This is a genomic window from Veillonella sp. 27098_8_77 (assembly GCF_041431535.1).
In the GTDB taxonomy this organism is placed as follows: Bacteria; Bacillota; Negativicutes; order Veillonellales; family Veillonellaceae; genus Veillonella.
In genome coordinates this window covers 150,463-175,891 of record NZ_JAPVXW010000001.1, presented here as the reverse complement: position 1 = coordinate 175,891, position 25,429 = coordinate 150,463, and the positions used below count along the sequence as shown (strand labels likewise).

The window sequence follows — 25,429 nt, the reverse complement described above, 5'->3', positions numbered from 1 at the left end:
AAACCTCCTATTCTTGTACAACGCGTGGTACTTTAAAGTACCCATCTTCTTCTTCAGGTGCATTAGACAATGCTAAGTCGTGATCTAAAGAAGGTTTAGTTTCATCTTCTCTAAACACATTATGCAAAGGAACAGCATGAGCCATTACTTCTACATCATCTAATTCTAATTCATTTAATTCTGCTACATACGTTAAGATATCGGATAATTCCTTCTCAACGCTAGCCATTTTATCTTCTTTTACTTCTAATCGGGACAGTAAAGCGATTTTCTTAATTTCCTCTTGGCTGATTTTCATCGGTCCACATCCTTTCATATCTTATTATTATAAAGCAAATAGGTTTTATTTTCAAAATAAAGGATTATAATTCACCTAAATCACGTAATAATTCAGTAAATTCTTCTTCATTAATGACGCGAATACCGAGTTCATTTGCTTTCGTCAATTTACTGCCACTATCCTCACCAGCAATAACGAGTGTTGTTTTTTTAGATACGGATCCGGTCACCTTAGCGCCGTGTTTTTCTAATAGTTTACCAGCTTCACTGCGCCCCATAACCTCCAATTTACCAGTAAGAACAACGGTTTCCCCTTCCATTTCATTGCCAGCGGCTTCTTGCACATCTACGTCCATTTTTAGGCCTGCTTCGATTAAGCCATTGATGATTTCAATATGTTGAGGGTCTTCACGATATTCGATAATGCTATCTGCCATGGTAGGACCGATTTCTTCTACCGCTACTAATTCGTCTTTACTAATCGTTAAAAATCTATCCATAGACTTCACAACATTAGCAATTGTACCGGCCGCTTTAGAACCGATAAGGCGAATGCCAAGACCAAATAGTACGCGGTCTAATCCACGAGATTTAGAATCTGCAATAGCTTTCACAAGATTATCTGCCGATTTTTTACCCATACGGTCCATACCCATGATGGATTCCGTAGTCAAATGATATAAATCAACTACATTGGTAATCAATTTCTCATTGATTAAATTTTCCACAATACTTGGGCCAAGCCCATCGATATTCATCGCATCGCGAGATGCAAAGTGAATGATTTGTTCCTTTTCAATAGCAGGACAATGTTTATTGGTACAGCGAATGGCCGCTTCACCTTCGCGGCGTACTGCTGGACTTTCACAAACAGGACAACGATTAGGAATTGTGAAAGGAACCTCACTGCCCGTACGTTTTTCAGGCAATACACGAATGACTTCTGGAATGATTTCAGCCGCCTTGTGAATAAGTACATGGTCACCAATACGAATATCTTTTTCAGTGATGAAATCTTGATTATGTAATGTAACACGACTCACATTAGTGCCGGATACAAACACAGGTTCTAATTCTCCAGTTGGCGTCAATACACCAGTACGTCCTACATTGATGGTAATATCTTTGACAACTGTTTCCACCTCTTCTGGAGGATATTTATAAGCTGTAGCCCACTTAGGGTCCTTTGCGGTCGAGCCTAACATCTCTTGATCATTAAAATCATTGACCTTTATAACCATACCATCTGTATCGTATGGCAGTTCATGACGTTTTTCGCCCCAATAATTAATAGCCTCAATAACTTCATCTACGGTATTACAAACGCGATAATGAGGATTTACAGAGAAATGGAAATTCTCCAATGTATGTAACAATTCCTCTTGCGTATGAATATTAGCACCACTTTCAGAACCGATAGCATAAGCAAAGAATGCAAGATTTCGACTTGCCGTAATAGCAGGGTCCTGTTGTCGCAAGGAACCTGCCGCTGCATTGCGAGGATTGACAAAGGTCGGTAGCCCTTCTTCATCGCGTTCCTCATTGATACGTTTAAATTCGCTATGTGGCATGTACGCTTCACCGCGAATTTCAATAAACTCAGGCGCATTTTCTAAATATAAAGGAATAGATTTGATGGTACGCACATTAGCTGTTACATCTTCCCCCACCTTACCATCACCACGCGTGACAGCACGGACAAAGATACCATTTTCATAGTGCAAATTAACAGCTAAGCCGTCAATTTTCAACTCCACCACATAAGCCTTTGTTTGATGTCCCAATTCCTTCGTTACCCGTTGGTCAAAAGCACGCACTTCATCTGCACTAAACACATTGGATAAGCTGAGCATAGGTCTACCATGAACTACTTTTTCAAAGGGACCATCCGCTTTGATGCCAACCCGCTGTGTCGGAGACGATGGCACAATATATTCAGGATGTGCCGTTTCTAAATCCACGAGCTCACGATATTTTTGATCATATTCAAAATCGCTCATCGTCGGATTATCTTTTACATAATATAGATACTGAGCATGAGTCAATTCTTTTTGTAATTGTTCTATTCTATCTTTAGGATTCATAATTATCCTCTATATCATACAGTGATTGTTCTAACCTTTTTTTACCGGTGCAAACTTAGCCATAACTACACGAACACCTTGTGTAGGGAATTCAATGGTCAACTTCATGCCAGCCCCTTCACCGGAAACATTGACGACCTTACCATTCCCCCATTTGCTGTGAATCGCAGTATCCCCAACCTTCCAATCAGCGATAACTTCATTGCGAATAATCGGTTTTGTTACAGGGCGACTAGCGACCGACATATGTCTTGGCACTGTTGATTTAATATCATCAGGAATTCTTCGTTTTGCACGTAAACTATCGACGAGTTCCGCTGGAATTTCATCGATGAAACGAGACGGTAAATAACTGCTAGTACGACCGAATACGGTACGGGTTGTAGCATTAGAAATGTATAATTCCTTTTCAGCACGCGTAATCCCAACGTATGCGAGGCGTCGTTCTTCTTCGATTTCCTCTGGATTCATCAAGGTACGGCTATGTGGGAATAAGCCCTCTTCTAAGCCACCGAGGAATACGATAGGGAATTCAAGACCTTTAGCAGCATGTAATGTCATCAAGGTAACCTTAGATTCTTCTTGTTCAAAGGAATCGACATCGTTTACTAAAGCCACTTGTTCTAAGAAATCCTCAACAGTACCTGTTGGATTCGTATCTTGGAAATCCTTTGCCACAGATAATAATTCACCAATATTTTCGGCCCGCGCTTGATCTTGTGGATCTGTACTTTCCTCGAGTTGAGCCAAGTAGCCAGTTCGATCAAGAATAGCCTCTAAAATATCAAGGACGGATTTATCATCCATTTCTGCAACAAGTGTAAAAATTAAAATGCCAAATTCTTCAAGTTTCTCTTTCGTTTTTCCTTTAATGGTATCGACCAAGTGCAATTGAGTTAAGGTCATAAATAAGGATGTACCATTTTCACGAGCATAATCTTGTAACTTAGAAACAGTAGTAGCACCTATACTACGCTTTGGTACATTGATAATACGCAACAAACTTAAATCATCAAATGGATTATATAATACGCGCAAATAGGCGAGCACATCTTTAATTTCTTTTCTATCATAGAACTTAGTGCCACCTACCATAGTGTACGGTAAGGCACGTTTAATCAACGCTTCTTCTAACACACGGGATTGTGCATTGGTACGATATAAGATAGCCATATCACCATACGGTACACCATGAATATCGTGTTTTTTTACGATTGTATCGCCTATGAAAGCGGCCTCTTCATGTTCCGATTGAGCCGTAAAGTGTTGAATTTTAGCCCCTTCTACCTTATCGGTCCAAAGATTCTTTTCTGGACGTCCTTCATTATTGTCGATAACTGCATTAGCTGCATCCAATATGACTTTTGTAGAACGGTAATTCTGCTCTAATTTAATGGATGTACAATTTGGATAATCCTTTTCAAAATCGAGGATATTTTGAATATCTGCACCACGCCATGCGTAAATACTTTGGTCTGCATCACCTACGACGGCAATATTCTTCCAATGCGATGATAATAAATAAGCCAATAAGTATTGAGCGTGGTTTGTATCTTGATATTCGTCAATCATAACATACTTAAAACGTTTGCTGTATTTTTCTAACACAGCAGCGTTAGATTGTAATAATTTAACAGCTATGAGCAATAAATCATCGAAATCTAATGCATTGTTTTTACGCAACTCTCGTTCGTAGTATTCATATACATCAGCTACCTTTTGTTGGTAAAAGTCACGTGCTTGTTTTCTATAATCTGAAGCGAACATCAATTTATTTTTCGCATCAGAAATAGCACTGATCATGGCACCTACAGGATAATATTTATCGTCCAGATTAAGGGCCTTCAATGCTGCTTTTATAACAACTTGAGAGTCGGATGTATCATAAATTGTAAAATTACTGTTATAACCTAAAAAATTATCTAATTCAAAGCGTAAAAATTTAGCACAAAAGCTGTGGAATGTACTTAGCCAAATTTGGTTAGCTACATCGCCTACAAGGCCTTCTACACGGCTCTTCATTTCCTTAGCCGCCTTATTGGTAAATGTGATGGCTAAGATTTCATAAGGATTTACACCTTGAGCTAGTAAATATGCTATACGTACAGTTAATACCTTTGTTTTCCCTGATCCTGCACCTGCTAAAATCAATAGTGGGCCTTCGGTATGTTGTACAGCTTGTTGTTGCTCCCGATTCAAGCCATCTAACAATGATTGCATGGTATCTCCTTATCTATAACATAAAATGAGTAATTATAAATGACCATCACATATAATAAAAACGTTGCAAGAGCAACGTTTTTATTACCATGATATGTCTATATCCTTTATTATTTCATAGCTCCTAAAATTGGAGGTACAATTTGTTTCTTACGGGACATTGTATTTGGTAAGAATACAGCATTATCTTTTACATCTTTACCAAATGCGTTAACTACAACGGATTCTACATCACCGCTATAGATCAATGTTGTGCTTTCATCAAGAATATTGGTAACCATAATATAGGATGCCGCATAGCCATTAGCTGTACGAAGAGCTTCTAGAGCTGCTACTAATTCAGCTTGTTTTGACAATACATCAGTTGTATCCATAACGGAAATTTGACCGATAGAAATCGTTTGACCTGCTTCGGAGAATTCCTTCATATCAGTACGAACAATTTCATCGTTTGTTAAATCAGAAATATCTGCGCCAGCTTTCAACATTTCTAAACCATAGGATTCAATATCTACACCAGCGATGGCAGCTAGTTTATGAGCCATTTCTTTGTCTGTTTCTGTACATGTTGGAGAGCGGAACAATACAGTATCAGAAATAATAGCAGACAACATTAAACCAGCAATATTCTTAGGGATTTCTTGATTATTTTCAATATAAAGTTTAGTCAAAATTGTATTTGTACAACCTACTGGTTCCATGCGAATAAATACAGGGCCATCAGTTTCAAAATCACCAATACGGTGATGGTCGATAACACCACACATATTCATAGATTTATAACCGTCGATGATTTGCTTGGATTCATTGTGGTCAGTTAAGTATAAATCGCCACCATTAGGAGCGAACTCTTCCCAGTTTGTAACGATTTGTGGGTGTTCGAAACCGAAATGTTCCAATGCGTATTTAGTTTCCTTATTCGCATCACCAGCACATACAGGCGTTGCAGGGGTACCCATTTGTGTTAACAAATTAGCATAAGAAATTGCAGAACAAATAGAATCAGTATCAGGGCTTTTATGACCAGCTACAAATGTTTTTACTTCACTCATGTTTATACCTCTTTTATATAAATATTTCACAATATCGCCCATGCGATAATTAAATCGTTTTAACTAGCATATTATACCATAAAACAGTCAAAAAAACACGCCTATAAGCTATGTTATAAGCGTGTTTTATTTGTGTTATGAAATTTGGATTTAGTGATTCTTTTTACGTTTCGTAAAGAATCCAGGACCAATCTTTTCAATAATGATGAAAAGCATTGGAATGATAAAGATACCAAAGAATGTAGCGGTTGTCATACCTGCTACTACCGTGATACCCATAGAAGTACGAGCACCAGAACCGGCACCAGTAGAAATTGCCAATGGCAATACACCAAAGATGAATGCAAAGGATGTCATCAAGATTGGACGCAAACGAATCTTAGCCGCTTCGATAGCCGCATCGACGATATCCATACCGCGTTCATCTACACGAATTTTCGCATATTCGATAATCAGAATGGCATTCTTCGCAGCCAAGCCTACCAATGTTAACAAACCAATTTGCATGTAAATATCATTTGCTAATTGGAATCGACCGGTAAAGTTCAATAAGAATGGTACTAATGCAGCACCAATCATACCAGATGGTACAGAGAATAGTACGGCAAATGGAACCTTCCAGGATTCATACAAGGCAGCAAGAATTAAGAATACAAATGTCAAGCCAAGACCTAGAATCAACATGGTTTGTGATCCAGCCTTCAATTCTTCGCGGGATTGATCGCCCCAATCATAGGTATAACCAGCTGGCAATGTTTTAGCAGCTGCATCCTTCAATGCTTGAATTGCATCACCAGAAGCATATCCTTGAGCCGCAGAGCCGCCAATTTTAACGGCCATAGCATTATCGAAACGCGTGATGGATGAAGGGGTTGACGTCTTATCTTTAGTAATGTAGTTAGCAATAGAAACCATTTGACCCTTACTATTACGAACAGCAAGCATATTCAAGTTGTCAGCATTTTGACGGAATTGATCTTCTGCTTGAACAACAACCTTATAGTTCTTACCATACGATGTATAATCATTAACTTGAATACTACCATAGAAACCTTGCAATGCAGTGAAGATATCAGTGAGTTGAACACCATCTTGAGCAGCCTTATCACGATTGATTTCAAATTGTAAGGATGGGGTTGATGTATCAAATGTGGTATACACTGTTTTAATAGCCGGATTAGTTCTAGCTTCTGCCATAAATGCCTGAGCCCGTTCCGCCATTACCTCAGCACTATCACCAGCTTTATTAATGATATACATTGTAAAGCCACCAGTGTTACCAAGGCCTGGAATGGATGGAGGATTCAAAGCTACTACACTGGCTTCAGGTACATTCTTCGCACCAAAGCCAAATACTGCACCCACCATAGCATTAACAGATTGATTAGATGATTTACGTTGATCCCAATCTTTTAATACCGCAAAGGAAACACCAGCACTAGATTTTTGAGAGCCCCCTAAAAGGTCAAACCCAGAAACAGTAAATACTTGTTCTACATTATCTTTAATGCTCGGTGTTTGTTCTAAGAAATCTTTGATTTTATCAAGAGTTTCCACGGTACGAGCAGACGTTGCTCCTGGTGGTTCATTTACAGCAATAAGGAAATATCCACTGTCTTCTGCAGGTACGAAACTTGTAGGTAAGAAATGGAATACGATACCTGTACCAGCAGCAAAGACGAGCAATGTAATAACGGTTAAGCTCAAACGATGACTTAATCGAGCTAACACCTTGCCATACCAATCGCTAAAACGTTCAAGACCACGATTAAATTTATTGAGTTGACGATGAACAAAGTCTTCACGGTCTTTTTGCACATGAGGTTTTAACATTATCGCACAGAGCGCAGGTGTTAATACCAATGCAATAACAGCAGAAATTGCTACAGATACAGCAATCGTTAAGGCGAATTGTTTATACAATATACCCGTCATGCCACCCATAAACGCAACAGGTACGAATACGGCAGCCAATACGAAGGCAATACCGATAACTGGGCCTTGTACATTTTTCATGGCCGCAATGGCAGCTTCTTTTGGAGATAAACCATTATATTTTAACTCATATTCAACAGCCTCTACCACTACGATAGCATCATCGACGACAAGGCCGATAGCCAATACCATGGCAAACAGTGTTAATGTATTGATGGAGAAATCTAATAATACAAACGCGCCAAATGTTCCTAGTAATGATACAGGTACTGCAATCATCGGAATCAATGTAGAACGCCAAGATTGCAAGAATACATACACTACGATGAGTACGAGCAATAAAGCTTCAAAGAATGTATGCTCTACTTCATTAATAGAGGCACGTACGAATTTCGTATTATCTACGACTTCGTGATATTCCAAATCTTGTGGGAAAGACTTAGACTGTTCTTGCAATATTTTTTGAACATTTGAAATCGTCTCTAAAGCATTTGCATCATTTTGTAAAGAAATGGCAAAACCAGCAGACGGACGATGTTCAACAAATAAAATCTCACCAGATGGAGCATTTGGATCGCGATATGAAGACTTAGCGACAAAATCGTACCCTTTTGCGCCCACATCAATACGAGCTATATCTTTTAAATGTAATACAGTACCATTAGAGTTCTTGATAACAATATTACCAAATTGTTGCTCTGTCACTAGACGGCCATCAATTTTAATTGGATACTGGAATGCTTGTTCTCCATTGGTAGGATTTTTACCAACTGTACCAGCCGCAGCTTGTACGTTTTGGCTTTTAATAGCAGATGTTACATCAGACATGGTAATGCCTAATTTTTGCATCTTGCTAGGATCTAACCAAATGCGCATTGCATAGTCAGAACCGAATTCTTGAACGGAACCAACACCTTTTACGCCCTTAATGGCATCCATCAAATAGTTTGTACCATAGTTTTTAAGGAATGTACTATCAAAGGTACCATTTGGAGAATTCAAGGAGAAAATATACGCCATATCGCCAGAGGATTTTGTCGTTGTTACACCAACTTGTTGGACCTCTGAAGGCAGTTGAGCTAGCGCCGCTTGCACACGGTTTTGGGTATTAACCGTATCCATATCGGGATCACTACCTTGATTAAACTGTAATGACAAAGAATATGTACCAGTACTAGCACTATCAGATGTCATATAGTCTAAATCTTGAACGCCTACAATTTGAGACTCAATTACACTGGCTACAGTATCATTCAGTACTTGAGGCGTAGCACCTGTATACATGGTACTAACACGTACACTTGGTGGTGAAATTTGTGGATATCGAGCTACCGGAAGATTAACCATTGAAAGCAAACCGATTAATGTAATCATGATGGCAATAACAATGGCAAAGATAGGTCGATTAATAAAGAATTTCGACACGTCTTACCTCCTATTGTTTAGCTGTTTCAATTTGTGTTTTAGACAATTCAGTGGCTTGTACCTTTGCACCATTTTTAACCTTAGTTAAACCATCTACAACGATTTCATCACCATTTACAAGACCAGATTTAACGATTGTGAAAGCCCCTGTAGTGCCACCAAGTTCAACAGCCTTTTGAGATACTGTTCCATCTTGACCGATGACATATACAAAGTTTTTATCCATAATTTGTAAAATAGCTTTTGTAGGTACCAAAATGGCATCCGTTAATTTTTCACCAGGAGAAATAACGGTAGCAAACATATTAGGTAACAATAAATGGTCAGGGTTAGGGAAGGAAGCTTTCAAAATCAACTTACCTGTGGAAGGATCTAATGTTCTTGCCGCTTGAACAACAGAACCTACTTGATTATATTCCTTGCCATCAGCTAAGCGTAATTTCAAATTAAGACCGCTGTTTTCATCACCAGAACGAGTAGCCATAAATTCAAGATACTCTTGTTCAGTCATACTAAATTCAACGAAAATAGGATCTACAGAATCGATGGTTACCAATGTTGTGGATCCTGCATTAACAAATGTACCTATATCGACAGCATCCATGCTCAATGTACCTGAATATGGTGCATAAATGATAGTATCACCTAAGTTATCTTGAGCAATCTTCAATGCAGCTTGTTGTGCTTCTACAGCTGCTTTAGCTTGTTCCGTGGCAGAACGTTGTGTATCTACGAGTTGGCGTGCAATCGCATCTTGACTTGCCAATGTTTCATAACGATCTAAATCAGTTTCTGCATTTTTATAATCTGCATTTGCTCTTGCCACATTAGCTTCCGCTGTTGCTACATTGGATTCATATTGGCGAGAATCGATTCGATATAAAGGTTGACCTGCTACTACTTGGTCCCCGCCTTTAACAAATTTTTCCACCACATAACCAGTAACACGAGCATGTACAGCCACAGAATTTTCTGCCTTAACCGTACCCGTATAGGTTTGATCAACTTGTGCGTTTTGCGATACAATTTTATACGAGTTTACCGCCACATCAGCTGATTGCTGTTGTTGGCTACCACAGCCTGCCACCAGTAAAGCAGATACTGCTAATACTGCTAACATGCGTGAATATCGAGACTTCATTACATGTACTCCTTTTCATAACACCAAATTTATAAGATCCAAATTCATAAATATCTCAATATATTGTACTTTATTCCGATTAGATAGTCAAGATTTCTATATCCTATAAACCATTAATAAAGCTAGATATTATCTATATTTTTATATGTTTAATTGTGTACAATTTCACTCTATATATCGTTGACTTTCATTAAAATTTGTGTACAAAACAAAAAATACCGAAGATTTTGTATCATCATAAGATACTAAATCTTCGGTATGAATCATCTCATGGTGGAGATGAGGAGAGTCGAACTCCTGTCCAAAAGCGTTGCCATATAGACTTCTCCGAGCACAGTCTATGATTTAAGTCTCAAGTACCTATCGTTCACAGACAAACTACAGCACTCCAGTTCATGTTGTCTCGCCTAATTCATATGAACGACTAAATTAAGCCAGCCTACGGTTTGACGTCCATTCACACTTGGTAGGCACAAGTATGAGGGACGTAGCTTATGCAGCTAATGCAAAATTTTCTTCTGCGTTTAAATGTTTTCCCACCGTTTAACGGCCCAATGGAACGCCGACTCGCTATCTATACCACACTCGCCCCTGTCGAAACCTTTACATCCCCATGGGTTTGTTGGTTTATCTATCATACCCCTAATGTATATTCATGTCAATAAGTAATTCATGTAGCGTTTGTGCTACATAATCAAGTTGTTCCTTACTATGAGCAGCTGTAACCGTCATGCGTAGCCGACTTTCACCAACAGGAACCGTAGGAGGTCGAATCGCTGTAATAATAATGCCTCGTTCCTCCAACTCACGGGCCAATGTTAAGGCTCGATCATTCTCGCCTACCACAATCGGGAAGATTGGTGTTTCGTCATCACAATCAATGCCCATAGCCTGTAATTTATGAGCCATATACACAGTGTTGTCACGCAATGTATCGACCACAGATGGTTCATCATGTACAATTCGTAAGGCCTCTAAAGCTGCACCGATATCCGCTGGGGACAAAGCTGTAGAAAATATAAAGCTACGACTATAGTTAATCAGGTATTCTATTAATTCACTACGACCTGCCACATAGCCACCAACAGAACCTAAGGCCTTGCTCAAGGTACCAAGCTGTACATCTACATCGGTAAGACCAAAATGATGAGCCGTACCGCGTCCATTGCCGATGACACCAGTTGCATGCGCATCATCTACCATAAGAAGAGCATTATATTCTTTACTTAACTCATACAGTCTATCCAATGGTGCAATATCACCATCCATACTAAATACACCATCTGTAATGATCATTTTATACGCCGATTTGTAATTCTTAAGAATATATTCTGCATGTTCTACATCTTTATGTTTATACCGCTCAATATGAGCTCCACTAATGCGACACCCATCGATAATACTAGCATGGTTCAGTTCATCGCTAATGATAACACTATGTTTATTCATCAAGGCAGTAATCGTACCAACATTAGCCATATAACCTGTGTTAAATACAAGAGATTGGTCCGTTTCTTTAAAATTGGCTATGGCCATTTCCAATTCCTTAAACAACGGAAATGAACCAGATGTGAGTCTAGCACCACCAGATCCAGTTCCATATTGTTGAATTGCTTGAATTGCTGCTTGTTGTACTCGAGAATCGTGAGTGAGACCTAGATAATTATTAGATGCCATCATAATATACTCACGGTCATCGCGTTGTACACGAACCGCATCTACAGGATTATAGGTCTTAATCACTCTCTTATTTTGTTCTTGTTCTTTAGCCTCTAGTTGCTTCTGAAAGTCTTGATAATAATCCACGTTACCACCGTACCAATACTGTTGTATTCTCTAAATAATCGACAATTTCACGAATAGGCCTATTGGTATCTACAAAAAATACGCGGCCCCCGATAGGATTTCCCATTTCTTTCATATTCGGAATGCGATGATATATGCCATTACACGCCACATACCCCACTGTATAATCTGGATCGTCGGACCAACAAAGTTCTCCTACAATACCAGGGCAGGACTGTACCTTTGTAGCTAGTACTAGTGCTTCACGCATGTGCACATTCATAGGTCGTGTTTCGTTACCACACGCATCCATATGACTTACACGAATACCGCGCATCGTATCTTGATCCAATCGCACACCTGTTTTAGCATCCATCAAAATAGCGCCACGCATATTGCCTGGTAGTTGTACTAGTTCTGTGAAAGCATGTTCTATGGCTTTATGACTTACAACAGACTGTAATAATTTTTTTGCTAATTCATGAGATTCTTTAACAGACTCAGTCTTATGTTCATCTATACCAATACAATCAACATACGTAATATCTTCATCTCGAACTGAGTCTATACGAATATTTATAAAATCTGATTTTCCTTTACTGTGATGCAATGCACGATGAATTAACGAGGATGCTACCGATTCTAGATCACTTTCATCGACGATGCGCTCAGCTCCAGATATATGGCGGCCACCTTCTTCATGAGGTCCTCCTTCTGCACCGCGCATACGAATACTGTACAAGCCCATTACCGCACGACCTTTCGTGGTGTACTATGGGTAGCCATTGATACAACCTTTTTAAATACGGCCGTCATGATAGGTGCCATAATAGCAGTAAAAATCATACCAGGTACAGCGAGCATAACCATAGCAAGAGCACCTTTACCTACATAGACAGATAGTGTTAATCGAGCCACAGTAGACGCAATAGGACCACTTAGGATAACACCAAGCATATGATTTTTGCAAATCCATAATAAGAAACCAACAACCAATCTAAACTGCATAGCAATAGCAACACTTAGAAAATTTTGTGTCCCCAATGCTAAACCGATAAGGCTAGATAAACAACCGCTAATGATGTACTTTTTAAACCCAAAGGCTGCACAAATAGCAACAGCAAGTGGTGCCGATAGCTGGAACTCAATGCCTGGTACGAGATTTGGAATCTTAATGGCTCCCAAGATTGTAATCATAGCTGTTAGAATACCGATTTCTGTGATTTGACGAATTTGACTCATAGTATTCACCTCTTCATGTACTTACATTGTCAACTAAATAAATCACACTTTGTTTACATTATAAGAAAATATGTGATTTTTATCAACTTATACTTTGTATTAAGTTAACAATACGCATGAAAAAAAGGGACTGTAACACAGTCCCTTAACATATTTAGAAATTAATTGTATTAAATACTTGTAATACAGAGCCATAATAGGAATTAAAATCTGCTGTAAAGTATCCGCCATTATACAAGGCATTGATATACGAATACAAAGATGTAGCATTTGTCATGCCATCTTCTCTATAGTATGTCAAATAATTGCCAAAATAGTTTGCAAAATCAATAAAATCTGTAAAATGTCTCCAGCTACCATCTGATGCTGTAACACCACCTAGATTATGATGTGTTGCTTGTAGTTGAGATGTAAACCCACCTGTTTCAATGTACCATTGAGTATATATAAATTTAGGATCTACATGCACTCCGTTTTCAGCTGCTTTTTGAGCTGATATTTTTGCCAAACTATAAAAGTATTGATTAACTTCCACTAAACATCCTCCTATTATATATCAGTATTTTTGTTGTTCTTTTAAACGCTTAGCAATATCTCGTTTTGCATCGCGTTCTGCCATATCTTGGCGTTTATCGTACAATTTTTTGCCTGTTACAAGACCAACCGTTACCTTCACATAGCCACGACTAAAATGAAAGTTTAACGGAATCAAGGAGAATCCCTTTTCTTTCACTTGTTGGAATAATTTTTTTATTTCCGATTTATGCATCAATAGTTTGCGTGTTCGCTCAGGCTCATGATTAAAGCGATTACCTTGTTCATAAGGACTAATATGAACACCATATAGAAGCATTTCTCCCTTATCTATACGGATAAAGCTATCCTTAAGATTTAATTTACCTTGGCGAATTGATTTAATCTCTGTTCCCGTCAATGCGATGCCCGCTTCATAGGTTTCATGAATATTAAAATCATGACGCGCCTTGCGGTTATCTGCAATTAATGATTGTGCATCTTTTTTTGCCATAGTCACCTCACAATAGGTATTAATATTTCATTATCGTTTACGTTTTTTTACTTTCTTCTTAGACCCTATATGGTCTTTACGTCCCTTTTTATTCTTTGGAGCACTAGACGTGCCAACATACCGTTCTCTCCGTTTAGAAGACTTACTATGTCCCTTACCTTTTCGTTTTGATTGTTTAGAGATACCAGAACGGCCAAACGGTTTCTTTTCTCTAGAGCCTACATAACCTTCGAAATTCTTCATCATTTCTTGAATTCTCATAAGATTATCCACTTCGCCGAGTACGAAATCGATTTGACGTTTTTCTACATCAGCTTTCACTAATGTCACTGTTACCGTATCGCCTAAATGATAGATTTGACCTGTACGCTTACCAACTAATAGGAAATGTTCTTCATCATAAAAATAGTAATCATCGGTCATCATATTCATATGAACAAGACCATCGATACCATTATCTAACTCAACAAACATACCAAAGGATGTGATGCTGGAAATTTTGCCTTCAAATACTTCGCCAATAAATGGAACCATATATTGGGTTTTCTTTAAATCGACTGTGTCACGCTCAGCAGCTACAGCCACTTGTTCACGTTCTGAAGAATGCACAGCGGCACGTTCTAAAAATTCTGTTTTAGTATCGCGATTTGCATATCCATCAGGCCATCCCAGATCAGCTTTTAATAAGCGATGTACCATGAGATCTGGATACCGTCTAATAGGCGATGTAAAATGCGTATAGCATTTCGATGCCAACCCAAAATGACCAACATTTTCGATGCTATATTTAGCCTGTTGCATAGAACGCAATGTCATAATTTGAGCCACTTGTTCAACATCGGTTCCCTTAACAGCATCTAAAATATGCTGGAACACGCGTGGTTCCAATTCATCAAGATGTAAGCGAATATCTTGCCCTAAGTAATTGAGTACCTTTTGATACATACTCATCTTTTCTTCGCTAGGTGTTTCATGGATACGATATACGCTAGTACGGTTTGTAGTCTTTAGATGAGTAGCTACCGTTTCATTAGCTATAAGCATACATTCTTCAATGAGCCGTTCCGCTAATGTCCGGTCGCGACGTACGATGCGCAATGGTGTGCCTTCTGAATCTAACAGCACCTTAAATTCAGGGAAATCAAAATCCAGTGCACCCCGCCGACGACGCATATCATTTAAAGTTTTTGCGATGTCGGATAAATTGTGAATCATCGGCATAAGAGGTGCCAAGTCATCAGGAATAATATCTTCGGTTAATGCTTTATAAATCTCTTTATAACTGCAACGGCGATTGACATGGATAATAGATGGTTGAATCCGATAGTTCACTACCTTACCATGTGTATCAATTTCCATCATACAGGTCATGGCATACCGATCTTCACCAGCATTTAAGCTACAGATACCATTGGATAGTATCTCTGGTAACATGGGGATAACTCGGTCTACCAAATAGACAGATGTACCGCGTTTATAGGCCTCTCTATCAATAGCCTTTTGCGACACTACATAGTGGCTTACGTCAGCAATATGTACACCTAGTTCATAATTACCATTATCGAGTTTACGACCACTGACTGCATCATCTAGGTCCTTTGCATCTTCTCCATCGATGGTAACCATTGGCACGTCGCGTAAATCCCAACGTTTAGGATCATCTGTAATGGTCGTGTTGATATGTTGACTCGCTTTCACAACATCTTCTGGGAAGGAAAATGGCAAGTCATAATTAGCCATAATACAGTTAATATCAAGGCCTACGTCACCTTTATAGCCCAATACTTCTGTAATGACACCTTCTGGTTTCTTATCGTCTTCTGGCCATTTGATGATTTTTACGAGAACCTTAGCACCACTACGAGCATCTAGGGTATTATGTAAATCGACATAAATATCGGTTCCCAACCGTTCATCATCAGGGATAACAAATCCAAAGGATTGCTGTCTGTCATAGGTGCCTACAACAGTTTCATTAGCACGTTCTAACACTTCAGTTATAACGCCTTCTCGTTTATGGCGTGAATCTCGGGATGTGATAATACGTACACGAACCTTATCATTGTGCATAGCAGTACCCTTATTTTGTTCTGCTATATACACATCTTCTTCATCAGGCACGGTGATGACAAATCCAAATGACTTTCTATAGCCTTTGTAGATACCCTCAATAAACTCAGTATCATTATTATAAGCATACACATCGCGTCGAATAAAACTTAAGTGCCCTTCCTTTAAAAGTTCCTTTGCGGCATCCATAAAGGCATCCAATTCACGTCCGCCTTTAATATGACAATCCATAGCAGCATCATCTATATGATATGTATGGGGATAAATAGATTTATAAAACGCTAACACTTTTTCTTTCATATAAACACCTCCTTTATATTTATTTTTGCTGAAAAAAAGAAAAGCCTGCTAGGCAGGCTTTCAAATTAGAATTGGTTAATCATTGCCCCTAGCACTAAGCTCAACACAGCAAAGATAACACCTAAAATGACTGTACAACGAGATAAGAACCCATCTAAACCACGTTCTTTACCACCGAATGTAGAATCTGCTGCACCAGAAACGGCACCGCCCATACCAGAACTCTTACTAGTTTGAGCAATTACAACAACAATCAATAAAATGGACACAATGATTTCTAAAACCATCAAAAAATTTGTCACAATAGTCATCCTTCCTGTGTAGGAGCATCTAATACACGATGTTCCAAAAACTTCTCTAATTTACGTTTAACCCTTTGTAAAGCATTATCAATCGACTTGATGCTTCGATTAGTACCTTTAGCCATCTCTTGATATGATTTACCATCTAAATAGCCTTCTAACACTTGCCACTCTAACTCACTTAAAATATGTCCTATGTTTTTTTCTATATCATCTAGCTCCTCTTGGCTAATGATTAAGTCCTCTGGGTTTGTATTTCGTGCTGATGAAAGCATTTCTAACAGGGTCCGCTCAGACTCTTCTGTGTACACAGGCTTATTTAAAGAAATATAAGAATTAAGTGGTGCGTGCTTTTGACGCGTCGCAGATTTTATGGCCGTAATAATTTGCCGTGTAATACATAGTTCCGCAAAGGCCCGAAACGAGGCTAACTTATCATGTCTAAAATCACGAGTGGCTTTATACAAACCAATCATACCTTCTTGAATGATATCATCTCGATCGGCACCTACGAGAAAATACGTACGCGCCTTAGCGCGCACAAAGTTTTTATATTTATTGACTATATAGTCGATTGCAAACTCATTATGCTCTTGTTGAGCTATGACCACAACTTGCTCATCAGTCATTTCTTTGAAATTGTAATCGGACTTTTGCATATGAAAATTGTTCATAGGTCCTCCATACAATCACATATTGTAGAAATACCAATATATGTTATTATACTTGAATTATATATGTTCTGCAATATTTATGAAATAGAATGTACTTCATACTACTACAGTAGGTCTATCTGTTCTGCTTACTTTGTACCTCTCCGTATAGCTTCTAATTTTTCAGCCACATCGGGATTTAAGTGGTCATATACTTCATTTCTCCTAAGTACCATCTGGTCGCGATGGTGTTTATGTGTATATTGCAAGCGTTCTTCTTGCTTAGCAAGGCGCATGTCATTTTGCAACTCTCTCGCAGGGATTCGCAATCCACCAGAACCTAATATTTGATTTTGTTCGGCTCCATCAGAGGTTACAACATAAACATTGGTATACTTACCTTGGCGCAAAAATACCTCTCTTTCAATAAAGGAATCTGCTGTTTCACCATCATCAGTATATACTTCAATAAATCCTTTAGTGATTTCCTCTATGCTCACAATTGACTTGGTATATTTACCATCAAAAACAAGTATAACCTCATATCCTTTAAATTTGCCATAATTCAATAGTTGATTACGCAGTTCCATACGAGCATGTTCCAAGGATTCATTAGCCAACTGCTTTAATTGTTGCCATGCGAAGATGACATTATACCCATCGACGATTAATATATCCTTTAGCATACAGCACCTCTATTTCGCCTTTATAGTCCGTTGACGAACAGCTTCATACATAAGGATAGCCGCTGCTACAGATGCATTCAAAGAATTTAACTTGCCATACATCGGAATGGTGACTAGAAAATCACAAGCTTCTTTTACAACGCGACTAATGCCTTTCCCTTCATTGCCAATGACGAGGACCGTAGGTATGGTTAAATCCGCTTCATACAAGGTGCGATCACCTTCCATATGAGCGCCAAGGACCCAGAATCCTTGCTTTTGTAATTGTTTAATCGTTTGCGTAACATTCCCCACTTGAACGAGTGGAATCTGTTCTACTGCACCGGCAGATGTTTTAGCAACCGTTGCATTAATAGGTGCATTATGACGTTTGGGAATCAAAACTGCAGTGGCTCCCACACATTCAGCAGTACGGATAATAGCCCCCATATTATGAGGATCCTCTACACCATCCGTTAAAATAAGCAATGGATTCTCATGATTGGACTCTTGCAGCACTTCTCCAAGGTCTTTAAATTCTACAGCATTAACAAATGCAATGACACCTTGATGAGGTACATCTGTTTCATATCGATTCATCTGCTTAACAGGTGTGGGACGAACTTCTACACCCTTAGATTTCGCTAGACCCACGATATCAGATAAACCCGTTTTAATTTTGTCGTCACTCACTAAAATGCGTTGTATAGAACGGCCTGCTTTTAATGCTTCCTTTACGGCATTTCTGCCTACAATATAATTATCCATGTGAAAGTCCTCTTAATGTAATAGAATAGGCCTCTTTCATCAATTCATTAAGTCGATCCTGCTGACCTGTTTCATATAAGAAACCAAGGACTGCTTCAAAGGCGGTACTATTTCGATATTCTCGTACAGAACTACTCTTAGGTACATTGACATTACTATTTCGGGCTCGTCTAGCAATTGTGTGTTCATCCTCTGTAAGTATTGATTCTAATTGTTCCAATACTTTTGACTGAGATTTTGCACAAATAAATTCGGTTACCAATGTATGTAGAACCTGAACCTTTGAAATGCTCATTTCTACAACGCGTTGTCTAATGTACATAGAATATACAGCATCACCAATATAGGCCAACATAACAGCATCTGAAGCTAAAACTTCAGATGCTGGTTTAGATACAAAAGAATGATCCTCCGTATCTAAGAGTATTAATTTTTTAATAGCTTCTTGTTTCAGAAATTGAAATTGTTTAAATTTCACGCTTTTTCCACCGCGCTCCTGTAGGAGAATCTTCAATAGTAATACCAATTTCAGCTAATCGGTCGCGAATGCAATCGGCAAGAGCCCATTGTTTTTGTTCACGGCATGCTTGACGAACAGAGAGAATAACGTCCATCAATTGTTCGTATTCTGCTGCGTCAGCACCAGTATTACCTTCCCAAGCTTTTTCTAATACGCCAATAACCTCTGTCATAAATTTAAAGATACGTTTTACCTCAGCAATAGCATCTTGGCAAACAACGCCTTCTCTACCTGTTACAACTTGGTAGTAAATATTGATTTCCTTAGCAAGACCGAACATACTGGATGTAGCCAATGCAGTGTTAAAATCATCGCTCATAGCAGCTTCGAATTCTTCTTCATATTCTTTAGCTTTTTCTAATAAACGTTGAGCATCATCGCAAGGACCGGCTTCGCATTTTTCAAGATATAAAAGATTTTCGATAGCAGTACCTAATCGTTCCAAAGATTTATTAGCTTCTTCTAAGCGTTCATCGGAGAAATCCAATGGACTGCGATAATGTGTACTCAATAAAAAGTAACGTAAAGCATCTGGGCTATATTGTTCTAAAATATCTTTCACCAAGAAGAAATTATTCAAGGATTTAGACATTTTTTCGGAATTAATCGTAATGAATCCATTATGTAACCAGTATTTTACAGATGGATGATGACCGGAACAGCCTTCAGATTGTGCAATTTCATTTTCATGATGAGGGAAAATCAAATCACTACCGCCACCATGGAAATCGAATTCCTCACCTAAGTATTTTTGGCTCATAGCAGAACATTCGATATGCCAACCTGGTCGACCGTTGCCCCAAGGACTTTCCCAGAATGGTTCACCAGGTTTTGCAGCCTTCCAAAGTGCAAAGTCCATAGGATTCTTTTTACGACCATCTACTTCAATACGAGCGCCTGCTTCCATATCATCTAATGTACGACCAGATAATTCGCCATAATGATCAAATTTTTCTACACTAAAATACACATCGCCATCGAGTTCATACGCATAGCCCTTATCAATAAGAGTCTCAATCATCTTAAGGATATCAGGAATATGTGTAGATACGCGTGGGTATACATCGGCACGTTCCACACCGAGCGCATCCATTACTTCAAAATAGCTATCGATATAACGATTAGCAATTACATCCCATGCCACGCCTTCTCCATTAGATGTATTTATGATTTTATCATCTACATCAGTGAAGTTTTGTACATATGTCACTTTATATCCTACATGTTTCATGTAGCGACGAATCACGTCCCATGTTACAAAAGGACGGGCATTACCAATATGAGGATGATTGTATGGTGTTACACCACATACATACATTTTTGCTTCCCCTGTTGTTACAGGCGTAAATACCTCTTTTTGGCGCGTCATTGTATTATAAACTGTAATTTCTCTCATCAATACTGATGCCTCCATGTTCGAAAAATAAAAAAGAACCCTCATCTCATACAGAGACGATGGTCCGCGGTTCCACTCTGTTAGGTGCCATTTATGGTACCCACTCATCGCATAACGGCGCGTCACCGGACAAACCTACCTATAATCGGGATGTCAGCTCATGAATGCATTTCGTCTACCTATCCTTAAACCCTCCCACCATCGGTTCTCGCTAAAAAGTTAGTTGTAGAGTACTTCTTTCAATCTTAGCTATTAATCAATACCTATATTAAGATATAGAAATATTTTACCAATAATGCTATATAATGTCAATAATTACAAGAAAAGCCTCCACCTTCAGCACCATTAAATATGTCCCCATATCAAGGGAATTAAACATATTATAGGTTATGAAAATGGAGGTTTTTATACGATTTTATTGAAATAAATTCTCAATATTCATATGTACAATTTTATGGATTATGCCTGTTCTAATTTCTCTTTATCATCATGTTTGCGGCAAATACCAGCAAAAATGGATCCTGTAAAGTTATGGATAATCGAGAATACGGCCCCTGCCACCGCAGCTTGTGGAGTAAAATGTTTCATTGCTAAGGATACGGATAAAGCGGAATTTTGCATAGCCACTTCGATTTGCATAGCACGACGGGATGATACATCAACACTAAGAGCTTTACATATAAAGAATGTAACTACATAACCACTTAGATTTTGTGCTAAACAAGCAACAAAGATAATGAACCCTGTTTCAGCAATTTGTTTTTGGTTAACTGCTGTTACATTATTTAGTTAATGCACTTACATTATCTAAATGATGTAAGCATTTCTCTTTACCAAGCAATGTAACGATATTGTTTAAGTCAGGACCATGCATTTGTCCGGTCAAGGCAACACGCAATGGCATGAACACAAATTTACCTTTCAAAGCAGTTTCTTTCATAACAGCCTTGATAGCCTTCTTAACGGCTTCTGGTGTAACTTCGTCCATGTCTTCTAATTTTTCTTTGAAAGCTGCCAATACAGTTGGCGCAGATTCTTCGTTAAGTACAGCCTTTAACTCTTCTTCATGACCTTCTTCGAGGAATACTGTTTCACCCATGAACATGCCTACATGATCTTTAATTTGAGCACCAAAGCTAATATGATCACGGAATGTAGAGCAAAGTAATGTTAACCAATCAATATCAGATTGATTCAAGCTGTCTGGAGCTAAACCGACTTCTTTTAAATGTGGCAAGCAGAGGCGGAATAATTCTTCATCGCTCAAGTTTTTCATGTAATGGAAATTGATGTGGTTTAATTTATCAATATCAAATACAGCTGGGTTCTTAGCAACGCGGTCCATGGAGAAGGCTTGAATCAATTCATCTTGTGTAAAGAATTCTTCTTCACCTTCTGGAGCCCAACCAAGGAGTGCCAAGAAGTTCACTAATGCTTCTGGCAAGTAGCCCAATTGCTTATATTGATCAACAGATGTAGCACCATGACGTTTGGACATCTTCTTATAGTCTTTGCCAAGAATCAAGGAGATATGACCAAATGTAGGAATTTCCCATCCAAGTGCTTCGTAGATAGCCATTTGACGTGGTGTGTTGGATAGATGTTCTTCTGCACGGATAACGTGAGTGATTTTCATCATATGGTCATCCATTACAACGGCGAAGTTGTATACAGGGATGCCATCGGATTTTACGATTACAAAGTCACCTACACCATTGGATTCAAAGGATACATGACCACGAACCATATCATCAAATGCATAGGTTTTATTCAAAGGTACACGAAGACGGATTGTTGGTTTTCTACCTTCTGCACGATATTTTTCTTTTTCTTCTTCTGTAAGATGGCAGCAATGACCATTATATTTAGGGGTTTCACCGCGTTCCATTTGCGCCTGACGTACTTCATCAAGCTCTTCAGCTGTACAGAAGCATTCATAAGCTTTATCTTCATCAAGTAAGCGTTGTGTTACTTCTTTGTATAAATCAAGACGTTCTGTTTGACGATAAGGGCCATTTTCACCACCTACGTCGATGCCTTCATCCCAATTCATACCGAGCCATTGCAAAGATGCTTTAATATTTTCTTCACTTTCACGAGTAGAACGAGATAAATCTGTATCCTCAATACGAAGTACAAACGTACCTTTTTCCTTACGTGCTAATAGCCAGTTGAACAAAGCGGATCGAGCACCGCCAATATGAAATGGACCTGTTGGACTTGGCGCAAAACGTACCTTCATAATTAAACCTCTCCTTCATATACGGAAACTACTGCCTGTGCTGCAATGCCTTCCCGGCGCCCGATGGCACCAAGCATTTCATTGGTAGTAGCCTTAATACTAATGCGATCTAATGGAATTTCTAAAACAGATTGTAAATTAGCCTTCATCATATCGATGTGTGGCTTTAATTTTGGCGTTTCAGAAATAACCATAATATCTATATTATAGGCTTCTAAGCCTCTTTCTTTCAACAAGGAATTCACATGTTTTAATAAAATCATGCTAGAAATCCCTTTATATGCATCATCTTCCGGTGGAAAATAGTAGCCTATATCCTTTAAACCAGCAGCACCAAGTAAGGCATCCATCAACGCATGAATCAATACATCTGCATCGGAATGACCATCGGGGCCAACAGGCGATTCGATATGAACACCGCCCAAAATACAAGGTCTTCCTTCCTTCAATCGATGAATATCATATCCAAAACCTACGCGCATACGATGCTCCTTGATTCCTAAATACCGCTTAGTCACTGCTATATCATTTGGTGTCGTGACCTTGATATTTTCATAATCACCATCTAAAATGTACACATCTTTGCCGATAAATTCAACTAAGGACACGTCGTCCGTTCCCAAATAAGCATCACGCTTAGCCGTTTCTTGAGCTTCTTTGAATATATCTTTTAGGAAGCCTTGTGGCGTTTGAATATTCATCAACTCGTTACGATTTAATGTTTCTAAAACCTGTCCATCGATATCAACACGCTTAATTGTATCTGTAGATGGTACGCCTATAGTCACAGCACCATGAGTCTTGGCGCCTTCAATGACCCGTTCAAATAACTCTGGCTTTGCTAAAGGTCTAGCGCCATCGTGAACGAGGACAATATCCATATCATCGCTAACCGCTTGTAAACCTGCATACACAGAATCTTGACGCTCTTTGCCACCTGTGATAATTTTAATTGATTTTGAAAGCCCTAATGACGCAATATGCTGCTCCATATAGGCTGCTTCACCATCAGCAACAACGAGAATGACTTCATTAACGGCTTTAACTTGTTCAATATGACTTAACGTCCATTGAATAATCGATTTATTGCCAAGTTTAATGAAAATTTTGTTCTCATCATGACCCATCCGGCGACCTGCACCGGCAGCTAATACAATACAGCTAACCTTACTCATGCTTACCTCCATCTACACGCGCAAAAATCATACGACCTGCACTGGTTTGTAAAATGGATGTAACCATAACCTCAACCTCTTGACCTACATACGGGCGACCATCTTCTACGACAATCATGGTACCATCATCTAGGTAGGCAACGCCTTGTTGAACCTCTTTACCTTCCTTCATCACTTGTACGCGAATCCATTCACCTGCAATGAGGACCGGTTTTAATACATTGGCTAATTCGTTTAAATTTAAAACCTTAATGCCTTGTACGCGAGCCACCTTATTGAGATTAAAATCATTGGTCATGAGCTTCCATTGTTTCTCTAAGGCTAATCGCATCAATTTAGAATCAACTTCGTGTAGATCATCATAGTCATCTTCTACAATTTCAATAGGTACAAGTTTTGCATCCTGCATTTCTTTCAAAATATCTAATCCACGACGTCCACGATTTCGTTTCATCGCGTCTGCGGAGTCAGAAATAATTTGTAACTCATTTAAAACAAAGACTGGAACTACCAATGGCCCATCAATAAAGCCAGTTGCGCACAACTCCTTAATACGACCATCAATAATAACAGAAGTATCTAGTAATTTCGCAGTCGCATTAGAATCGGTGGACTTATGAGACCCAAACATATTGAATCCTCTACCTTTTTTAGTCCCCGCCTCACTGCGTTTCCATTGTTTCAAGTAGTTCATATACATTTCTGGTCCCCTACGCGCCATCAAACGTACACCACTATAGCCAAAAATAGCACTTAAAATGATTGAAATATACGGGCCAATAATAGGAACCTGATTAAATGCTGCACCAATTAAATTAGCAATAATAAGACCAAATAATAAACCGATGGTGCCTGCAATCAATTCTTGGTTAGGAATATGTGTTAATACCCGTTCCAATCGTCTAGCAATAACTAAACCTTGTTTTAAAATAAAGGACGAAATAAAATAGCCTATTAAAATACCAATAATCGTACCAATTACAATAACTGAAATACGCGCTACAGTGAGCGACATATCTCCAAAGCTTGCGAATTGAGATACTAAATAAGGATCGATAATAGGGGCTAAATTGTCCATACCTACGTATGCTGCCGTCCCAATGAGGATAGCAATCACATACCGTAAAATGCCATAAATCATGGCATCA

21 protein-coding genes, 1 other RNA gene, 1 pseudogene and 1 other annotated feature are annotated in these 25,429 nt (G+C 38.7%); all 23 genes and pseudogenes read right to left on the bottom strand.

Annotated features, from left to right (window positions below):
- Positions 1-7: 7 nt before the first annotated feature.
- Entirely contained in the window at positions 8-298 is a 291-nt protein-coding gene (gatC, locus tag O3617_RS00815; protein WP_005379966.1) for an Asp-tRNA(Asn)/Glu-tRNA(Gln) amidotransferase subunit GatC, read from the bottom strand.
- 64 nt (positions 299-362) lie between these two features.
- Entirely contained in the window at positions 363-2,363 is a 2,001-nt protein-coding gene (ligA, locus tag O3617_RS00810) for an NAD-dependent DNA ligase LigA (RefSeq protein ID WP_371448080.1), read from the bottom strand.
- Positions 2,364-2,393: 30 nt separating this feature from the next.
- The gene (gene pcrA / locus O3617_RS00805) at positions 2,394-4,583 is read right to left on the bottom strand and encodes a DNA helicase PcrA (RefSeq protein ID WP_371448079.1); all 2,190 of its coding nucleotides are present in this window, start codon (positions 4,581-4,583) and stop codon (positions 2,394-2,396) included.
- Between the two features lie 110 nt (positions 4,584-4,693).
- Positions 4,694-5,635, bottom strand: a complete 942-nt coding sequence (locus O3617_RS00800; RefSeq protein WP_371448078.1) for a manganese-dependent inorganic pyrophosphatase — start codon at positions 5,633-5,635, stop codon at positions 4,694-4,696.
- Between the two features lie 150 nt (positions 5,636-5,785).
- Positions 5,786-8,995, bottom strand: coding sequence for an efflux RND transporter permease subunit (locus O3617_RS00795; RefSeq protein ID WP_371448076.1), 3,210 nt, complete (start codon positions 8,993-8,995; stop codon positions 5,786-5,788).
- A 10-nt stretch (positions 8,996-9,005) separates the two neighbouring features.
- Entirely contained in the window at positions 9,006-10,136 is a 1,131-nt protein-coding gene (locus O3617_RS00790; RefSeq protein ID WP_371448075.1) for an efflux RND transporter periplasmic adaptor subunit, read from the bottom strand.
- 271 nt (positions 10,137-10,407) lie between these two features.
- Positions 10,408-10,749, bottom strand: a transfer-messenger RNA (tmRNA) gene (gene ssrA / locus O3617_RS00785).
- A 29-nt stretch (positions 10,750-10,778) separates the two neighbouring features.
- Positions 10,779-11,942, bottom strand: coding sequence for an 8-amino-7-oxononanoate synthase (gene bioF / locus O3617_RS00780; protein WP_371448074.1), 1,164 nt, complete (start codon positions 11,940-11,942; stop codon positions 10,779-10,781).
- A 1-nt stretch (position 11,943) separates the two neighbouring features.
- Positions 11,944-12,669 carry a 6-carboxyhexanoate--CoA ligase gene (locus O3617_RS00775; protein WP_371448073.1) on the bottom strand — a complete coding sequence of 242 codons (726 nt, stop codon included), beginning with the start codon at positions 12,667-12,669 and terminating at the stop codon, positions 11,944-11,946.
- The gene (locus O3617_RS00770; RefSeq protein ID WP_371448071.1) at positions 12,669-13,163 is read right to left on the bottom strand and encodes a hypothetical protein; all 495 of its coding nucleotides are present in this window, start codon (positions 13,161-13,163) and stop codon (positions 12,669-12,671) included. Before O3617_RS00770 ends, O3617_RS00775 begins: the two co-directional genes overlap by 1 nt.
- A gap of 154 nt (positions 13,164-13,317) precedes the next feature.
- The gene (locus O3617_RS00765) at positions 13,318-13,698 is read right to left on the bottom strand and encodes a glucosaminidase domain-containing protein (protein WP_005377606.1); all 381 of its coding nucleotides are present in this window, start codon (positions 13,696-13,698) and stop codon (positions 13,318-13,320) included.
- Positions 13,699-13,719: 21 nt separating this feature from the next.
- Complete coding sequence (gene smpB / locus O3617_RS00760; protein ID WP_371448070.1) at positions 13,720-14,190, bottom strand: SsrA-binding protein SmpB; 471 nt, start codon at positions 14,188-14,190, stop codon at positions 13,720-13,722.
- Between the two features lie 30 nt (positions 14,191-14,220).
- Positions 14,221-16,560 carry a ribonuclease R gene (gene rnr / locus O3617_RS00755; RefSeq protein ID WP_371448069.1) on the bottom strand — a complete coding sequence of 780 codons (2,340 nt, stop codon included), beginning with the start codon at positions 16,558-16,560 and terminating at the stop codon, positions 14,221-14,223.
- A 65-nt stretch (positions 16,561-16,625) separates the two neighbouring features.
- Positions 16,626-16,862, bottom strand: a complete 237-nt coding sequence (secG, locus tag O3617_RS00750) for a preprotein translocase subunit SecG (protein ID WP_371448068.1) — start codon at positions 16,860-16,862, stop codon at positions 16,626-16,628.
- Between the two features lie 5 nt (positions 16,863-16,867).
- The gene (gene sigH, locus O3617_RS00745) at positions 16,868-17,536 is read right to left on the bottom strand and encodes an RNA polymerase sporulation sigma factor SigH (protein WP_371448067.1); all 669 of its coding nucleotides are present in this window, start codon (positions 17,534-17,536) and stop codon (positions 16,868-16,870) included.
- 128 nt (positions 17,537-17,664) lie between these two features.
- Positions 17,665-18,201, bottom strand: a complete 537-nt coding sequence (locus O3617_RS00740; RefSeq protein ID WP_371448066.1) for an NYN domain-containing protein — start codon at positions 18,199-18,201, stop codon at positions 17,665-17,667.
- Between the two features lie 9 nt (positions 18,202-18,210).
- Complete coding sequence (gene rlmB / locus O3617_RS00735; RefSeq protein WP_371448065.1) at positions 18,211-18,948, bottom strand: 23S rRNA (guanosine(2251)-2'-O)-methyltransferase RlmB; 738 nt, start codon at positions 18,946-18,948, stop codon at positions 18,211-18,213.
- Complete coding sequence (locus O3617_RS00730) at positions 18,941-19,426, bottom strand: Mini-ribonuclease 3 (RefSeq protein ID WP_371448064.1); 486 nt, start codon at positions 19,424-19,426, stop codon at positions 18,941-18,943. The genes rlmB and O3617_RS00730 overlap by 8 nt, the downstream gene beginning before the upstream one ends.
- Positions 19,416-20,864, bottom strand: coding sequence for a cysteine--tRNA ligase (gene cysS, locus O3617_RS00725; protein WP_371448285.1), 1,449 nt, complete (start codon positions 20,862-20,864; stop codon positions 19,416-19,418). The genes O3617_RS00730 and cysS overlap by 11 nt, the downstream gene beginning before the upstream one ends.
- A 49-nt stretch (positions 20,865-20,913) precedes the next feature.
- Positions 20,914-21,120, bottom strand: a binding site (T-box leader).
- Positions 21,121-21,323: 203 nt separating this feature from the next.
- Positions 21,324-21,644 (bottom strand): annotated as a pseudogene (locus tag O3617_RS00720) (bile acid:sodium symporter family protein); the annotation flags it as partial.
- A gap of 1 nt (position 21,645) precedes the next feature.
- On the bottom strand, positions 21,646-23,106 hold the full coding sequence (gene gltX, locus O3617_RS00715; protein WP_371448063.1) for a glutamate--tRNA ligase: 1,461 nt from the start codon (positions 23,104-23,106) through the stop codon (positions 21,646-21,648).
- Positions 23,107-23,108: 2 nt separating this feature from the next.
- Positions 23,109-24,281, bottom strand: coding sequence for a 2-C-methyl-D-erythritol 4-phosphate cytidylyltransferase (ispD, locus tag O3617_RS00710; protein ID WP_371448062.1), 1,173 nt, complete (start codon positions 24,279-24,281; stop codon positions 23,109-23,111).
- On the bottom strand, positions 24,274-25,422 hold the full coding sequence (locus tag O3617_RS00705) for a PIN/TRAM domain-containing protein (RefSeq protein WP_371448060.1): 1,149 nt from the start codon (positions 25,420-25,422) through the stop codon (positions 24,274-24,276). Before O3617_RS00705 ends, ispD begins: the two co-directional genes overlap by 8 nt.
- Positions 25,423-25,429: the final 7 nt, after the last annotated feature.

Bases quoted from the DNA above. Each gene is read 5' to 3' on its own strand.
- gatC (WP_005379966.1), bottom strand. From the start codon at position 298: ATGAAAATCAGCCAAGAGGAAATTAAGAAAATCGCTTTACTGTCCCGA.
- ligA (WP_371448080.1), bottom strand. From the start codon at position 2,363: ATGAATCCTAAAGATAGAATAGAACAATTACAAAAAGAATTGACTCAT.
- pcrA (WP_371448079.1), bottom strand. From the start codon at position 4,583: ATGCAATCATTGTTAGATGGCTTGAATCGGGAGCAACAACAAGCTGTA.
- O3617_RS00800 (WP_371448078.1), bottom strand. From the start codon at position 5,635: ATGAGTGAAGTAAAAACATTTGTAGCTGGTCATAAAAGCCCTGATACT.
- O3617_RS00790 (WP_371448075.1), bottom strand. From the start codon at position 10,136: ATGAAGTCTCGATATTCACGCATGTTAGCAGTATTAGCAGTATCTGCT.
- O3617_RS00775 (WP_371448073.1), bottom strand. From the start codon at position 12,669: ATGGGCTTGTACAGTATTCGTATGCGCGGTGCAGAAGGAGGACCTCAT.
- O3617_RS00770 (WP_371448071.1), bottom strand. From the start codon at position 13,163: ATGAGTCAAATTCGTCAAATCACAGAAATCGGTATTCTAACAGCTATG.
- smpB (WP_371448070.1), bottom strand. From the start codon at position 14,190: ATGGCAAAAAAAGATGCACAATCATTAATTGCAGATAACCGCAAGGCG.
- rnr (WP_371448069.1), bottom strand. From the start codon at position 16,560: ATGAAAGAAAAAGTGTTAGCGTTTTATAAATCTATTTATCCCCATACA.
- sigH (WP_371448067.1), bottom strand. From the start codon at position 17,536: ATGAACAATTTTCATATGCAAAAGTCCGATTACAATTTCAAAGAAATG.
- O3617_RS00740 (WP_371448066.1), bottom strand. From the start codon at position 18,201: ATGCTAAAGGATATATTAATCGTCGATGGGTATAATGTCATCTTCGCA.
- rlmB (WP_371448065.1), bottom strand. From the start codon at position 18,948: ATGGATAATTATATTGTAGGCAGAAATGCCGTAAAGGAAGCATTAAAA.
- cysS (WP_371448285.1), bottom strand. From the start codon at position 20,864: ATGAGAGAAATTACAGTTTATAATACAATGACGCGCCAAAAAGAGGTA.
- gltX (WP_371448063.1), bottom strand. From the start codon at position 23,106: ATGAAGGTACGTTTTGCGCCAAGTCCAACAGGTCCATTTCATATTGGC.
- ispD (WP_371448062.1), bottom strand. From the start codon at position 24,281: ATGAGTAAGGTTAGCTGTATTGTATTAGCTGCCGGTGCAGGTCGCCGG.
- O3617_RS00705 (WP_371448060.1), bottom strand. From the start codon at position 25,422: ATGATTTATGGCATTTTACGGTATGTGATTGCTATCCTCATTGGGACG.